Below are 15,150 nucleotides of genomic sequence, written 5' to 3'. Positions count from 1 at the left end.
TTTTCGTAATTTTCGTTAGTGTTTACAGGGTGTGTGAGGAAATCAAAATAATATTACTGTCTGTGTTTTTTTGATCTTTTAAAGTAGTATTGTGTATTAAGTAAATTATTCGTCCTTAAATTCTGCTTATTTTGTCATAACTCTTTTTAAATCAAGATCCTGGAAATCGAAACTGAAATCTATGTTTGGTGAAATGCCTTTCATCTTTATGCTTTGGGCTTTTCCTTCCTCATCAAGGCTGAAAATAGCAAAAGCATCAGCATTCATGTCCTGGTATTCCCATTTTAGGGCAAAAGTGTTGGCATTATAATATTGCATCGGCCCGTTAAGTTTTGGTGAGCGAAGGCTTCTCAACCAAAGCTGCTTGTCCTTCATGAATACCTCTACTTTCCCGAACCATTTGTCTTCATAGATACCTATATAATCTTCGGCTTTTACTTTTATCTTTTCGTTGGCTTTTACGGTTTTCCATACTTTTTCAGATACGTCATCAGCTTTTCCATAATATTCCTTAAAAAGCGGAGCATAATAATCGGTCCATTTATGATCATCCAGCCCGAGGTAGCTGTCAACTATGCTGTTGGTAACCGACATGAAAACGCCCGCGCCGCCTTCAGAAGTATTTGTAAGTACTACGATGCCAAGATTCAGGTCGGGTATCATAATCGTTTTCGACAACATTCCCGGCAGGCCACCCGTGTGCGATACGCTCATGTTCCCTTTGATATCTTCAAGGTCCCAACCAAGGCCATAACCTGCAAAATGTGAGTTGTAGCGCGGGTTCCTGTCAACATCGGTAACGGTATGTATCTTCCACATTTCCCACTGGCTTTTTTGCGAAAAGAGCTGGCTCTTAAGTCCGTGCCCGTATTTTCCTTTATTTAGGTGAACCAATAACCACTGGCTAAGGTCGTCTACATTGGCATAGATACCACCGGCAGCTCCATTCACCATTTCTTCAAAGTCTTCAAGCTTATTTAAGGTGCCTTTTACTTCGGCATGTGGCGAGGCCAGATTGCTTTTGTCTTTCATCATTGACAGCCCTGCATAGGAGTTGTCCATTCCCAGAGGGACCATGATGCGTGTCTGGATAAATTGCTCCCAGGTCATGCCGCTCACCCTTTCAATTACTTCCCCGGCCACAACGTACAGCAGGTTGTCATAATCCCATTTTGTCCGGAATGCCGATTTTGGCTCAAAATATTGAAAACTCGTAAGCACATCCTTCATTGTGAAATCACTCCCTGTCGGAAAGAACATCAGGTCGCCCGCACCAAGGCCAAGTCCGCTGCGGTGTGTGAGCAGGTCTTGTATATTGAAGTTTGCCGTAACATAATCATTGTACATTGTAAATTCAGGGATATACTTTATAACTTTATCATCCCAGGACAGTTTGCCCTCTTCTACCAAAATGGAAAGCGCAGCAGTGGTAAATGCCTTACTATTGGATGCAATGGCAAAGTTAGTGTGCTCATTCACCTTCTCCTTTGTCGTAATGGATTTGATGCCATAGCCTTTGCAGTGAATCACCTTTCCATCCTTTACAATGGTCACGGCAGTTCCGGCAACATTGAACTTTTTCATGGCATCTTCCACAAGGTGGTCCACTTCCGTAGAGGTCATTTGGGCAAATGCACTTTGGCAAACTAAAAATAAAAGGAGCAGCTTGATTTTCATTTTGTAGGTATTGATTGATGATTTTGTAAATATATAGAAAATAAAAAATCCGCCTGAAAATTTCAAAGCGGATCTAACTAATTTTGGTTCAATTCTTTAACTCACCTAATCGATCTAGTAGTTTGATAAGTACATGTCGTGATTCTTTCAAAAGGTAAATATCTTCTCTATCTCCATAAAATTCCCGAATCATAGGATGACCAATCATTTCTATAGCCCATTCTAAATTATGAATCAATTTAAGTCTTTCAGAATGTGTTTTTACCTTTTTTAGATCACGAATGGTTTCTAAACCAATTTCATAAAACCAAGGAAAATCATCTTTATAAAAGCTTAAAAATAAAGATAGTCCAAAGTATGGATTTTCGTTTATTATTCCATAATGTAACAGTTCTTCAAATAGCATAGGATGAAATCTCTTTTTTTTACGTCTTAAATCAGGATCAATTCTATTTTCTATCCTGTTAGGTAGATTATCAAACATAATTTTCACCTCTTCAAAAAGCTTAGCAACAGAATTTTCGTCGGGTTTTTCAGTTTTTTGTACCTGAGAATTTTCTTTATTTAATTTATCTGTAATATCACTAGCTTTAGTTATAAAATTATCAACTAATAGCTTAACCAAAGATATGTCTGGGTCAAGTCCAGGAACTTTACGAACCAATTCCAATACAAGTTTTGTTATTGACTCAGAGTCTCCATCATTATTTTGAAATTGAGCGAATGGGCCGGATATGGCTTGACTTAAAGAAATTCCTAAAGCTATTCCAATAACTTTTTTATCTAATTTTCCCTTTGCAACACCTGCCTCATAAAGAATCCATGGCCTATCAACGCTATGTTGAGTTAAGAGGCATACACGACATCCGAGGCTTCATCAATTTTCTCCATAATTGCAGGATACCACTCCTGACCATATTCAATTCCTTGTGTACCTTTTTTATCTGAAGAACGAAATGATTTTAGTGCCCCCGCGCTTGCGCTTTTAAGAAGATTACTAAATTCTTCGGCTAATTCTGCATCTCTAGTGTCATGACTTATAAATACAAGGGGATTTATGGTAGTTGCATTATCTTCGCTAGTAGAGGGTTTGTCGGTTGATGGTTTTTTCCTGACGGCCATAGAGTGCTAATTAGGTACAATTGTAGTAAATGTAAAAAAAATATTAGCAACTAAAAAAAATCCGCCCTGAAAATTTCAAAGCGGATATTTATATGAGTAAGCAAATCTTTAAATCTGCAACCTTAAATCTTTCAATTAATTAGATATGGATCACCTCATCATACGCAGCAGCGGCAGCTTCCATTATCGCCTCGCTCATAGTAGGGTGGGGGTGAACCGACTTAATGATCTCGTGGCCTGTAGTCTCAAGTTTCCGTGCTACAACAGCCTCTGCGATCATGTCAGTAACGCCGGCACCTATCATGTGGCAGCCCAGCCATTCGCCGTACTTCGCATCGAAGATCACTTTTACAAAACCGTCAGGCGTACCTGATGCTTTTGCTTTTCCTGACGCGCTAAACGGAAACTTACCTATTTTAAGTTCGTATCCTTTCTCTTTCGCCTGCTTTTCAGTAAGCCCAACAGAAGCGATCTCAGGGGTAGCATAGGTACAGCCCGGTATGTTGCCATAATCAAGCGGCTCTGTGTGCAGGCCTGCTATTTTCTCTACGCAAAGGATACCCTCAGCAGAAGCAACGTGTGCCAAAGCCTGGCCCGGAACGATATCGCCTATAGCGTAGTAACCCGGTATGTTGGTCTGGTAGTATGGGTTTACCAATACTTTATCCCTGTCAGTAGCAATGCCTACTTCTTCAAGGCCGATGTTCTCGATATTCGATTTGATACCCACAGCTGAAAGAAGGATGTCAGCTTCAAGGATCTCTTCACCTTTCGCAGTCTTAACGGTAGCTTTTACACCATTGCCCGAAGTATCCACTTTCTCAACAGATGAATTGGTCATGATATTGATACCTGCTTTTTTCAGCGAACGCTCAAATTGTTTTGAGATATCCTCGTCCTCAACAGGAACGATGTTCGGCATAAATTCAACAATGGTAACCTGCGTTCCCATAGCGTTGTAAAAATGTGCGAACTCAACGCCTATAGCTCCTGAGCCTACAACGATCATCGACTTCGGCTGCTCCGGAAGCACCATTGCCTGACGGTAGCCTATCACCTTTTTCCCATCCTGTGGAAGGTTCGGCAATTCGCGTGAGCGTGCGCCTGTAGCAATGATAATATGGTCGGCACTGTATTCGGTTGTTTTACCGTCTTTATCGGTAACGTCCATCTTCTTGCCCGGTTTTATTTTGCCCGTGCCGTCAATAACGTCGATCTTGTTCTTTTTCATAAGGAACTGGATGCCTTTGCTCATGTCCGAAGCAACACCACGGCTGCGGGCAATAACCGCCCCAAAATCCTTGTCAAATTCTTTTATTGTAAGGCCGTAATCAGAAGCATGTTTCAGGTAATCAAAAACCTGGGCACTTTTTAGTAGCGCTTTGGTGGGGATACAGCCCCAGTTAAGGCAGATGCCGCCAAGGCTTTCTTTTTCTACAATGGCTACCTTAAATCCTAACTGTGATGCTCTTATGGCAGTTACATAACCGCCCGGGCCGCTGCCTAAAACAATGATATCGTATTTCATCAGTATATAATTTGCTATTTAATTTGCGCTACGAAAATAAGTATTTATTTGGTTATAGTAAAATATCGAAGGTTATTTGCGCCATGTCTTTTCAAAGATGCATATTACTGCAAAGTACAAGAGAGATACTTCGCTATTCGGTGATGTCTTTTCGCACTCCGTTCTTTTTATGTACAAGAGATGGTTTTCCTCCGGTGGCCCTTAGCAGGATACGGTCGTCGCTTAATTTATCACCCACCTTTATTTGGGTCAGGTCGTTCGGGGTATCGTGCCAAAGTACGATCCTGTCCCTTACGCCTTTGGCTACATTCGCATTTACAAGGATGTATGCGCCTTCCTGTGAAGCATTAAGGTAAATGGCTTCCAGCCCGTCTTTACCGCCATAATCCAGGCCAAGCCCTATCCGGTCTTCTTCGTCGGAGAAACCGAACCCGCCCCTTTCATCGCCAACGGTATCGTTAATAATGTATGACCATCCTTCGGAATTGCGGTCGACGAGTTCACCACCCATCTGCAACTTTCCGTCTTTTCCGATAAACAGGCGATCTGTGCCCTTATCATCCAGAAATACAAGGCCTCCCAACGGATCCTTTCTTTTCCTTAGCTTATCCTGTGGCAGCGGATTGCCCATTATAATAAACGGTTTGCCCTGATTGTCTTCTATAATAATACCTTTGGTTCTGATGATTTCGCTTTTACCGGTTGTAAATGAAACCAGCGCTGCAAGTAAAAAAAGCGAGATTATCACAAATAAAATAACGCGCAACTGATGTACCTGTTTTTGTAGTGATTTGATCTGATCTTCCATAATATGATTTTTATTGGTAAACACTAATTTTAAATTTGGATTGCGTTTCTAATGCTTTCACAAAAAAGCCAGTTATTTGCCTAAATCTGTAGATATAGTTAATTGTGCCTTATCTCATTTCCGGCCTCTTAACCGCTTTATAAAACAAATAAATTACCGACGTATGTATTATCAATGTCAAAGCTATCAGTACAGCAACTACAAAGCCTGATTCCGATTCCGGGGGATAGTAAGGATATTCGGGTTCTACAAGGTTAAAGGGCAGGGATAGAAAAAACATAATAATACTCCCTATAGTGCCTGTAACCGGGTAATCATAGCTTTCTGTTTCCAAAAGCAACGATAGCAGGCCCAAAAAGACCTCCGCAATAAATACCAATACGAATATTCTTAAGAACAGCCTCATTTTTCCCAAATTTAATGTTTGACTTACTTATACTCTTTCATAGGCGCATTGCAATACGGCGCCTCTTGCGTAAGACTTAAAAACATCGATTTGGTTTAACCGGAATGACTTAAATATTTACAGCAGTTTACGGCGCTTCCACCGCAAACTGCGAGTAATACAAGTTCTTATAATAGCCTTCTTCACGGTTGATGAGCTCATAATGTGTACCCGACTCCACGATAAGGCCTTTGTCCATCACGATGATCTTGTCGGCATTTACGATCGTTGCCAACCTGTGTGCAATGACGATAGATGTCCTTCCTTTGGTAATCTTATCGGTTGCTGTGCGTATCATCTCTTCAGAATGCGTATCGATAGACGATGTCGCTTCGTCTAAAATAAGGATGCTTGGGTTACTCACGTATGCCCTCAGGAACGCTATCAGCTGCCTTTGCCCTGACGACAGCATCACGCCGCGCTCCTTTACATTATAGTCGTACCCTTCCGGCAGGCTCATGATAAAGTCATGGACACCAATCGCTTTGGCAGCATTAATTACATTTTCACGTGAAATGGAAGGATCGTTCAGCGTGATATTATTCAGGATGGTATCGGCTAACAGGAATACATCCTGAAGCACAATCCCTATCTGCCTGCGAAGGCTTTCAAGCGTAAACTCGTTGATGTCAGTTCCATCAATACTAATTCTCCCGCTGTCAATTTCGTAAAAGCGGTTCAGCAGGTTAATAATGGTCGATTTTCCTGCACCTGTTGCACCTACAATAGCTATGGTTGCCCCGGCATCTACGTTAAGGTTAATGCCTTTTATTACTTCCTCGCCCTCAAGGTAGCTGAAGCGAACATTATCAAATTGCAGCTCGCCTTTAAAATGGCCGGCCTCTATAGTGCCCGATTGCTGTATCAGCTCCTCCATTTCCAGCAGTTCGAAAACCCTGTCGGAAGCGATGATGCCCATTTGCATTTCATTAAACTTATCGGCAATCTGCCTTAGCGGGTTAAAGAGCATGCCTATAAACCAGATGTAGGCAAAAAGGTCCCCCGACGAGGTGATACTTTCCCCATTGAGGATGCTTGTACTCCCGTACCAAATGATAAGGCCTAACGTCAACTGTGAAATCGTATCGGCAATCGGGAAGAAGATGGAGTTGTACAATATGTTCTTCTGCCAGGCATCGTTATGTTTTTTGTTGATATCCTTAAATTTTTCGTATTCTATTTCCTCACGGTTAAAAAGCTGTACGATCTTCATGCCCGTAACGCGCTCCTGCACAAAGGTGTTGAGGTTGGCTACCTGTGCCCGAACCTCTTCAAATGCGCCTTTCATCTTTTTCTGGAAAATACGCGTAGCAAAAACAAGTATAGGCATGGCAAGCATTACAATAAGGGTCAGCTTCCAGTTCATGTAGAACATTACACATAGCACCACAAGCATTTTAAGAAGGTCGCTGATGATCATAAACAATCCCTGGCTGAATATTTTGGCAATCGACTCAATATCGAATACCGTACGTGTAACCAGTCTGCCCACCGCCTCATTATCAAAGAATTTCATCCGGAAGCTGCTGATGTGGCCAAAAAGCTTTTCGCGGATGTCCTTGACAATGTCCTGCCCAAGCCAGTTGGCCCAATACACGAAGTAGAACTGCGATGCTACTTCAAAAACCAAAACAGCCGCCATAAGCGCAACGAAATTAAGCAGGCCACTTTCGTGCTTGTGCAATACATATTCGTCTACGGTTTGTTTCAGCAGGTAAGGCCGCACGGCCGCAAATATAGAGAGTGCTATGGCAAATATAATAACCCACACAAAGCGGGCCCTGTAAGGCTTTGCAAACTGCATAACCTTTTTTAAAGATGTCGTTTTCCTGGCTTTCATAGTAATTTTAATGGCTTAAAGGTACGGATAAATTACCCTGGTGAGGTACAGTCCGTGCGCGGGTACCGAGAAGCCTGCGAGGCCACGGTCGCGGTTTTCTATTATTTTCCTGAAATCGTCTGTGCTTATTTTTCCCAATCCTACATTGACAAGCGTTCCCACAATAGCGCGCACCATATTACGCAAAAAACGGTCGGCGCTTATAGTAAATACGAGTTTGGTTCCGTCCTGTTCCCACTTCGCTTCCATTATTTTGCAATTGAAGGTCCGCACATCTGTATGGGTTTTCGAAAAGCATTTGAAGTCGGTGTATTCAAACAGTACCTGAGCCGCCTCGTTCATCTTATCCACATCCAGCGGCTGGAAATGGTACCAACTCCCCTCGTTATTAAATGGGTCTTTATAGGTGTGGATGTGGTATTCGTAGGTGCGCCTTTCGGCATCAAAACGCGCATGGGCATCATCGTGCAGCGGGATAAAGCGGTACACCACAATATCTGCCGGTAAAAATGAATTCAGCCTTTGGGTAAGCCGTTCCGAATCAATGGCTTCATCATAGTCAAAATGCGCAAACATCTGGCGTGCGTGCACACCGGCATCGGTACGGCCCGCACCAACAACGTCTATTTCTTTTCTAAGGAGTAGGGAAAGGGCTTTGTTCATTGTTTCCTGTACCGATGGGCTATGCGGCTGGTACTGCCATCCGCAGTAGTTTTTCCCATTGTAAGCAAACTCTATAAAATATCTCATAACAGGGGACAAAGATAAGATTTTAGTTGCAAAGTTGCAGAGTCACAAAGTAGCAAAGTAGCAAGTTTAATTCACAGAACCCATTTAGCCAAGTTTTTTTATTATTTTGTCCTATGTTTAAAAAGAATAATTTTGGAAAATTCCAATGCCCCTGCTGCGATTATTACACGCTAAAAAGTGATTTTGAAAATTCTTTTGAAATGTGTGATGTGTGTTATTGGGAAAATGATGGCATACAGCTTAATGATTGTAATTATGAAGGAGGAGCAAATCGACCAAGTCTTATCCAGGCAAGAGAAAACTTTAGGAGACATGGCGCCAGCGAAGAGTGCCTGAAAGAATATGTGCGTGAACCTTTTAAAAATGAATTGTAAACTACATTTTGATAAATCATAAATAAAATGCGTGTTCGTTGAGATAGGATTGACCGCCTATAAAAAGAATTGATCGTGAAAATTTTAAGACTGTGCTACTCTGCAACTTTGCAACCTTAAGCTTAAACTTTGTAACTTTGCGACTCTGAAACTTTGCAACTCCAAAAATGAAAATCCTCCTCCTCTCCGATACCCACAGCCATATCGATGATACTATTATGAAATATGTACGAATGGCTGATGAAGTATGGCATGCAGGCGATATTGGCGACCTTTCCGTTACCGATACTATTAAAAAGGAAAAACCACTGCGTGCAGTATATGGCAATATCGACAGCAATGAGGCACGGCTGGAATTTCCGCTCAACAACCGTTTTTTTTGCGAAGGGGTAGATGTTTGGATAACCCACATTGGCGGCTATCCCGGAAAGTACAACCAGGCGGTACGCAGTGAATTGCAGCTTAACCCGCCAAAATTATTTATCTGTGGACATTCGCATATACTAAAGGTGCAATTCGACCAAAAGCTCGGCTTGCTGCACATGAACCCGGGAGCGGCGGGAGTAAGCGGTTTCCATCAGGTACGTACCATGCTGCGCTTCGAAATTGAAGGCGAGAAGATACAGAACCTCGAAGTGATAGAAATAGGGAAGAGGGCTTAGAATTTTATGCCAAACACTATGTTCAGTTGCTGTAACGTGCTATAGAAGGATTTGTATTCTTCATTGGTATGCGTTTTAGGAAATGCTATACAATAATTGAGCCCTGCGAATATGCGGAATCCTCCTGTTATCCTGTAATCAATGTCAAAACCTGGACTGACGGCTACACCATTCTGCTTTCCGTAACTCGTTGTGTGCGTTTTTTGGTGTACAGTAGTATTCCCCACCGAAAATCCGGGATTGAAATCCACATTCCGTATTACCGGGATTTTATATAGTACCTTCAGGTAAAAAGTAGCAAGGTTCGTGTTTTGTATATTTCCTGCTAATGACGGGTCGGTTACCTCATACTGGATAAAGTCATAGCCGCCAATAATATGAATTTTATCTATTGTATAAAATGTTACTGCAAGGCCCAATCCCCCTTGTCCGTCATTAGCTTTTGCCAGGACATTGTTGCCAATACCATTTGGCCGCACCAGGTACATCCTGAAATATTCTTTTCTGCCTTCCGGTTTTTTACGCTCCATCGGTTTCATCAGTGTATCCTGTGCCCATGCCGAACAGCATGCCGACATAGCAAGTAGTATCAATAGCTTCTTCATGTTATTGCAGGGTATAGGTTAATTCTTCTTCACCGATGGGTATCTGCACCTCATGTAGTGTTCCGTCTTGCAGTAAGTATTGCAATGTTATTACCTGGTTAGGTGCAACAAGATAGTCCTGGTCGTGCGCCCATTCGTTTGGGTCTTCTGGGAGCTCAGAAAAATTGTGATCCACCCTGTGGTTATCCACGAGTCCGGTGAGGCCTATTTTTAATATTGAGGCTGAATTTTCGGGCAGGTCAATGTGCAACAGTACCGAACCTTCATTTTCGTAAAGGGGCTGCGCGCCGAAATCGATGGTATAGTCATTCACTTCATCGAGCCCGATATTAAAGATTTGGGTCCTGGAAAGCGCACTATCCTCGCCGGCAGAATTTATGTCTACTTCTACATTTACCTTTTCATGGGCTTTCGGGAATATCATAAGATAGTACCCGTTGCTGTCAGTATAATCATAGCCTATCTCATCGGTGTGATAGCTATTGGATATAAAAGTGCTGATCTTTATTCCTTCCAGGGGCGTTCCTTCAGGTGTAGTAACGCGGCCCTTAAAGATTAGTTTGGTTGTGCCGTCATAATCAATGCCGCATCCTGCAAGTAGCCCGGCAATGGTTATTACCAGTAGTAGTTTTTTCATAACAGTTGGTTTGTAATACTAAGATACCAAAAAACGTATAGGGTTGCTTCTATGGCGATGAAAAACAATATAAATAAAAAATCCGGGCTATATGGACCCGGATTCTTACGCACTAATAAACTAAGTTAAGGTTTATCGCAATCTGTCTACTGATTTTACGAGATCTTCATCCTTCTTGATAGCCTTATTGGCGAGGCTTAAAAAAACGATAGAAACAATCGGGAGGATGATCCCAATACCCTTCTCTGAAACGACCAACGCAGGATCGGTTTCTCCGGATACATTTAGTGACTGATAAACAAATAACCCTAATAAAATTAAATTTAATATTATGTTCAGCCTGCCCATGACAAACTGTTTTTTCCTCTTCTTAAATGTAAGTATGCTGATAACTGTAAGTGTCGTACTCATTCCGAAAAGGGCTACATAAGCCAGGTTCTTTATGAAGTAATAATGCTCACCGTTCTTTGTAGTCCATAACGGAAAAACAAAGGGCAGCACGCCGGTGGCAATTAAAGCTATTATCAGGTATATGGTTTGTATTCTTTGTAACATACTTGTTTATTCGCAGCACAAAAATATGTTTTCTTTTTAAAAAAATACTATTGCATAGTAAAAATAAATTTGTAATATTGCACTACAAAATCATAAATACTTCATTCTGCGAAGTATGCCATTCCCAAAGAAATCTCCTTACCTGCATTTTGATTTACGATATTTAATTTAACCCAAAGATTATTCATGTTTGATATTTCCGAATTGAAAGAAATGAAGCTTCCTGAGCTTCAGGAAATTGCAAAAAAAGCAAAAATTAATAAATATAGAGGTTTAAAAAAAGATGAGCTTGTCTATCAGATTTTAGACCACCAGGCTGCAAACCCTGCCATTATAAAGCCCCTTTTTGAAGAAGCTTCTCCTGTAGAAGATAAAGAAACCCCTGCTGAACCTGCCGAAAAAGGCAAGAGGTTAAGGATAGCCAAAAATCCTGATGACACGAAAGAAGTTATCAGGCCGAAAGCAAAGCCTGTAAACGAAGCTCCGCAGCCTGTAGTGGCCGAAGAATTGCCCGTAGCCAATGAGCCCGAAACACCGGCGGCCAGCGAAAAGCCAGTTGAAGAGAAAAAAGAGTTTCAGCCCAAACCCCATATAATTAAGGAAACAGAGGTGGCTAAGCCTGATGCTGATGCTGTTGCTGAAAAACCTGTTAAACCTCAGGCAAAAACGGTAGCCGCCCAGGATGAAACGGCTAAAAAAGTTATTATTCCTGCTAAAGAGAGCAGGCCTAAACCGGAGTCGGCAGAGAATAGGGCAAAAAGACAACTTACGGAAGAGGAAAGGCTGGCGCAGATAGAAAGGGCCAATGCCAACAACCCGAACCATCCAAGCTATAAAGGAAGGCAGAATAATGGTAATCAAAATACAGATGACCAGCCTGCAGTAATAAAACCTGCCAACGACAGGCCTGCTCCTGAAAGGACAGCCCCCGTGCAAAATAAAAAACAGAATTTCCGTGAGCCGGACTATGAATTTGAAGGTATAATAGAAAGTGAAGGCGTACTTGAAATGATGCCCGACGGTTATGGCTTCCTGCGCTCATCGGATTATAATTACCTCGCATCGCCGGATGATATTTACCTGTCAAACTCCCAGGTGAGGCTTTTTGGCTTAAAGACAGGCGACACTGTTAAAGGTGTTGTCCGCCCTCCAAAAGAAGGCGAGAAATATTTCCCGCTTGTAAAAGTGAACAAAATAAACGGGCATGACCCACAGGTGGTGCGTGACAGGGTGTCTTTCGAGCACCTTACACCACTTTTCCCGGAAGAGAAATTTAACCTTGCCGACAGGCAGAGTACTATATCCACAAGGATCATCGACCTGTTTTCACCAATAGGAAAAGGGCAGAGGGGTATGATTGTGGCGCAGCCTAAAACAGGAAAAACAATGCTTCTTAAGGATATTGCCAACTCTATCGCGGCAAACCATCCTGAAGTGTACCTTATTGTACTGCTTATAGACGAAAGGCCGGAAGAGGTTACCGATATGCAGCGTAGTGTGAGGGGAGAAGTTATTGCTTCTACCTTCGATGAGCCTGCTGACCGTCACGTAAAAGTGGCGAATATAGTGCTTGAAAAGGCCAAGCGCCTTGTAGAATGTGGCCACGATGTGGTTATATTGCTGGACTCAATTACACGTCTTGCAAGGGCTTACAACACGGTTCAGCCCGCATCAGGTAAAGTATTGAGCGGTGGTGTTGATGCCAATGCACTTCAAAAACCAAAACGATTCTTTGGCGCTGCCCGTAACATTGAAGGCGGCGGATCGCTTAGTATCATTGCAACAGCGCTTACGGATACCGGCTCTAAAATGGATGAGGTTATCTTTGAAGAATTTAAAGGTACCGGTAACATGGAGTTGCAGTTGGACAGAAAAATTGCCAACAAACGTATTTTCCCTGCTATCGATCTTACTTCATCAAGTACGCGTAGAGACGATTTGCTGCTTGATGAAAAAACCATCCAGCGTATGTGGATCATGAGAAAATATCTTGCGGATATGAATCCTGTTGAGGCAATGGATTTTATCAACGAACGTTTCAAGAAAACCAGGAATAATGAAGAGTTTCTTATTTCTATGAACGATTAGGGCAGATGTTTATATATAGTTTTTTATAAACTTAAATTATAGAATAGGAGCCCGGATAGGGCTCTTATTTTACAAATTATTGAATATCTTTAAAGTTAACGAATATGACTTATGGAAATTGATTATACAGATATTGAGAACAGGTTTGACTGCGCCTGTAAAGATGTCGTGACTAATTTATCATCCATGTATAAATCGGACTATCAGTCTCACGGCCCGGAAAAGCTCCTAACTTTTTTTGAGCTTATACAAAAAGAGTTTGATGCTGTCGAAATGTTGTTTATACGTGAAAATAAGGTCAGCTCAGATCCTGGCGCATTGCATGCAATACGCGCAATCGCAAAAACGTATGCCAAAAGGTGTATTGATGATTACGGAAAAATAGCTACAAAATAATTAAGTTTATGCGGTTTATACTTAAGTGTGTTAAAATAATTTTTAATAGCAGCTTAAGGTTAAACATACATTAATTTATAATATATTTGATGCGAAATTGGCGGGAAAGCTTTTTGAACAGCTTTATTTTTGGGGGCATTTATAGGCGCTAGTTTGATATAAAAACCGGTACCGCCATTTTTACGATTATGATACAGTTTCCCATCCATATTTAACCGATAATCGTACCGAATCTACCTCTCATTTTTTATTTTAAAACTACCCATGTAAGCGCACTTATATAATTTTATTATTGATTCAAATTCTATCTTTCTGTTAATCAGTTTTAAAAATTATAATAGTTGTAATATCCCTGAATTTGAACGAAAAATTTTATTAATTTTAAGTTAAATATCATAACTTCATATTGAATCAATTTATTTATTTTACGCTTTTAAATTTTCAAAATTAAATAGTACTAATGAGTTTCGATTATAAAGAATTAGAAGAGCAGTTGACAATTTCGTGCAATGAGGTACATCAGGATTTTCTCAATAGATTCAATAGTGATATCTATATATCTGCCGGAGGGGCACGCCTGGAAAGTTTTATAAACGATCTTCAAAAAGAATTCGAAGGAACCGCTATGGCTTTCCTTAAAAAGTATAATCTTGAAAAAGACAGCGAAGCAAAGAAAAGAATCCTGACCATTACAAAGCTATATGCTAAAAAATGTATTGAGGATTTCAGCAAGATATGATTTTATAATATGCTATCGATCCTTACTATATATATAAGGAGCCAAAGGGCGTTTCATTTTCAGCCATGGCAATTCCTGCTATCCGCTCTATCCCCGCCGAAAATAAGCGGGGGATGCCGCTTCTATCAGGGCTAGGGGGTTATCTATCCGCATATTTGTAATGTCCTGTAAATAATTACCGCTACAGTTTTCATCCGAGTAAGCACGTCTCGCTCCCCTCTCCTTGGGAGAGGGGCCGGGGGAGAGGACTATTCAGACTCCATTTGCGTCATCCTTATATATATGATGAGCACCGTCCTCACTCCCTCTCCTTTGGAGAGGGGTCGGGGGAGAGGACTTCTCCGTTTGCACCGCAGGTACAAAAAACCTCTGTGATCTTAACTTATGTATAATAGCAAAACCTTTGCGCATCTTTGCGTCTTCTTTGCGAATCTTCGTGTAATAGCTTCCTTATATAAGCGGCCTCCAAAAAACTTCAAAAAAACTTTCATCTTCAAAAAGCGAAGCGTCAACAAGTTAAGTAAACGTTAAGAAATAAATGCAAAAAAAGGTGATTAAAAGTTTGGAAAAGCGAAAAAGGTGCTTACTTTTGCACCCGCAATAACGGCACAGTTCTTTACATATTGAAACCGCAAATTACCTTTTAAAACGGGAGCTTTACTATTATATAGGAGAGTAATTGTTAAAAAAGAAAGCTTAAAAAAAGTAAAAAAAGATTTGGATTGTAAGGGAAAAAGAAATTATCTTTGCCCTCCCTAACCGAGAGGACAGGGAAGCAAAACAAGTTCTGAAAATACTGAAAAATAAGCCGGAGAAAATAAATTAAAAAAAGTTTTCAAAAAGCTTGCGGGAATAAAAAGAAGTTGTACTTTTGCAGCCGCTTACCGAGAGAGTCGCAAGGCAAAGAAGGGAAGCGAAAATAAA

16 protein-coding genes are annotated in these 15,150 nt (G+C 41.2%); 5 read left to right on the top strand and 11 right to left on the bottom strand.

Translation table 11 applies throughout. The annotated features are described in order from the left end of the window. Positions 1-126: 126 nt before the first annotated feature. The 8 genes from AAEO56_RS00080 to truA form a co-directional block, all read right to left on the bottom strand. Entirely contained in the window at positions 127-1,677 is a 1,551-nt protein-coding gene (locus AAEO56_RS00080; protein ID WP_341694965.1) for a serine hydrolase, read from the bottom strand. An 88-nt stretch (positions 1,678-1,765) separates the two neighbouring features. After that, complete coding sequence (locus AAEO56_RS00075) at positions 1,766-2,341, bottom strand: hypothetical protein (protein WP_341694964.1); 576 nt, start codon at positions 2,339-2,341, stop codon at positions 1,766-1,768. Positions 2,342-2,523: 182 nt separating this feature from the next. Then, the gene (locus AAEO56_RS00070) at positions 2,524-2,799 is read right to left on the bottom strand and encodes a hypothetical protein (protein WP_341694963.1); all 276 of its coding nucleotides are present in this window, start codon (positions 2,797-2,799) and stop codon (positions 2,524-2,526) included. Positions 2,800-2,938: 139 nt separating this feature from the next. After that, complete coding sequence (gene lpdA, locus AAEO56_RS00065; protein ID WP_341694962.1) at positions 2,939-4,327, bottom strand: dihydrolipoyl dehydrogenase; 1,389 nt, start codon at positions 4,325-4,327, stop codon at positions 2,939-2,941. Positions 4,328-4,460: 133 nt separating this feature from the next. Continuing rightward, a complete protein-coding gene (locus tag AAEO56_RS00060; protein ID WP_341694961.1) occupies positions 4,461-5,135 on the bottom strand; it encodes a hypothetical protein in 675 nt (224 codons plus the stop codon). 109 nt (positions 5,136-5,244) lie between these two features. Next, entirely contained in the window at positions 5,245-5,541 is a 297-nt protein-coding gene (locus AAEO56_RS00055; RefSeq protein ID WP_341694960.1) for a hypothetical protein, read from the bottom strand. Positions 5,542-5,668: 127 nt separating this feature from the next. Next, positions 5,669-7,420 (bottom strand): ABC transporter ATP-binding protein, encoded by a 1,752-nt coding sequence (locus AAEO56_RS00050; RefSeq protein ID WP_341694959.1) that lies wholly within the window; start codon positions 7,418-7,420, stop codon positions 5,669-5,671. 15 nt (positions 7,421-7,435) lie between these two features. After that, positions 7,436-8,170 carry a tRNA pseudouridine(38-40) synthase TruA gene (truA, locus tag AAEO56_RS00045; protein ID WP_341694958.1) on the bottom strand — a complete coding sequence of 245 codons (735 nt, stop codon included), beginning with the start codon at positions 8,168-8,170 and terminating at the stop codon, positions 7,436-7,438. 113 nt (positions 8,171-8,283) lie between these two features. Here truA and AAEO56_RS00040 point away from each other — a divergent pair, with 113 nt between their 5' ends. Further along, complete coding sequence (locus tag AAEO56_RS00040; RefSeq protein WP_341694957.1) at positions 8,284-8,544, top strand: CPCC family cysteine-rich protein; 261 nt, start codon at positions 8,284-8,286, stop codon at positions 8,542-8,544. Positions 8,545-8,711: 167 nt separating this feature from the next. Next, positions 8,712-9,206: a metallophosphoesterase family protein gene (locus tag AAEO56_RS00035; protein WP_341694956.1), complete on the top strand. Its 495-nt coding sequence runs from the start codon at positions 8,712-8,714 to the stop codon at positions 9,204-9,206. On the opposite strand, the gene AAEO56_RS00030 is transcribed toward AAEO56_RS00035, so the two are convergent. From AAEO56_RS00030 to AAEO56_RS00020, 3 genes are all read right to left on the bottom strand, one after another. Next, positions 9,203-9,811, bottom strand: a complete 609-nt coding sequence (locus tag AAEO56_RS00030) for a hypothetical protein (protein ID WP_341694955.1) — start codon at positions 9,809-9,811, stop codon at positions 9,203-9,205. The genes AAEO56_RS00035 and AAEO56_RS00030 overlap by 4 nt on opposite strands. 1 nt (position 9,812) lies before the next feature. Beyond that, positions 9,813-10,448 carry a hypothetical protein gene (locus tag AAEO56_RS00025; RefSeq protein ID WP_341694954.1) on the bottom strand — a complete coding sequence of 212 codons (636 nt, stop codon included), beginning with the start codon at positions 10,446-10,448 and terminating at the stop codon, positions 9,813-9,815. 132 nt (positions 10,449-10,580) lie between these two features. Continuing rightward, positions 10,581-11,003, bottom strand: coding sequence for a DUF4293 domain-containing protein (locus tag AAEO56_RS00020; protein ID WP_341694953.1), 423 nt, complete (start codon positions 11,001-11,003; stop codon positions 10,581-10,583). Between the two features lie 186 nt (positions 11,004-11,189). On the opposite strand from AAEO56_RS00020, the gene rho reads away from it, so the two are divergent. The 3 genes from rho (at position 11,190) to AAEO56_RS00005 (ending at position 14,226) form a co-directional block, all read left to right on the top strand. Continuing rightward, on the top strand, positions 11,190-13,091 hold the full coding sequence (rho, locus tag AAEO56_RS00015; RefSeq protein ID WP_341694952.1) for a transcription termination factor Rho: 1,902 nt from the start codon (positions 11,190-11,192) through the stop codon (positions 13,089-13,091). Positions 13,092-13,202: 111 nt separating this feature from the next. Next, complete coding sequence (locus tag AAEO56_RS00010; protein WP_341694951.1) at positions 13,203-13,487, top strand: hypothetical protein; 285 nt, start codon at positions 13,203-13,205, stop codon at positions 13,485-13,487. 460 nt (positions 13,488-13,947) lie between these two features. After that, complete coding sequence (locus tag AAEO56_RS00005) at positions 13,948-14,226, top strand: hypothetical protein (RefSeq protein WP_341694950.1); 279 nt, start codon at positions 13,948-13,950, stop codon at positions 14,224-14,226. Positions 14,227-15,150 lie beyond the last annotated feature (924 nt).

The sequence above is a fragment of the Flavobacterium arundinis genome (assembly GCF_038289855.1).
In the GTDB taxonomy this organism is placed as follows: Bacteria; Bacteroidota; Bacteroidia; order Flavobacteriales; family Flavobacteriaceae; genus Flavobacterium; species Flavobacterium arundinis.
This window is presented reverse-complemented; position numbering and strand designations above follow the sequence as displayed.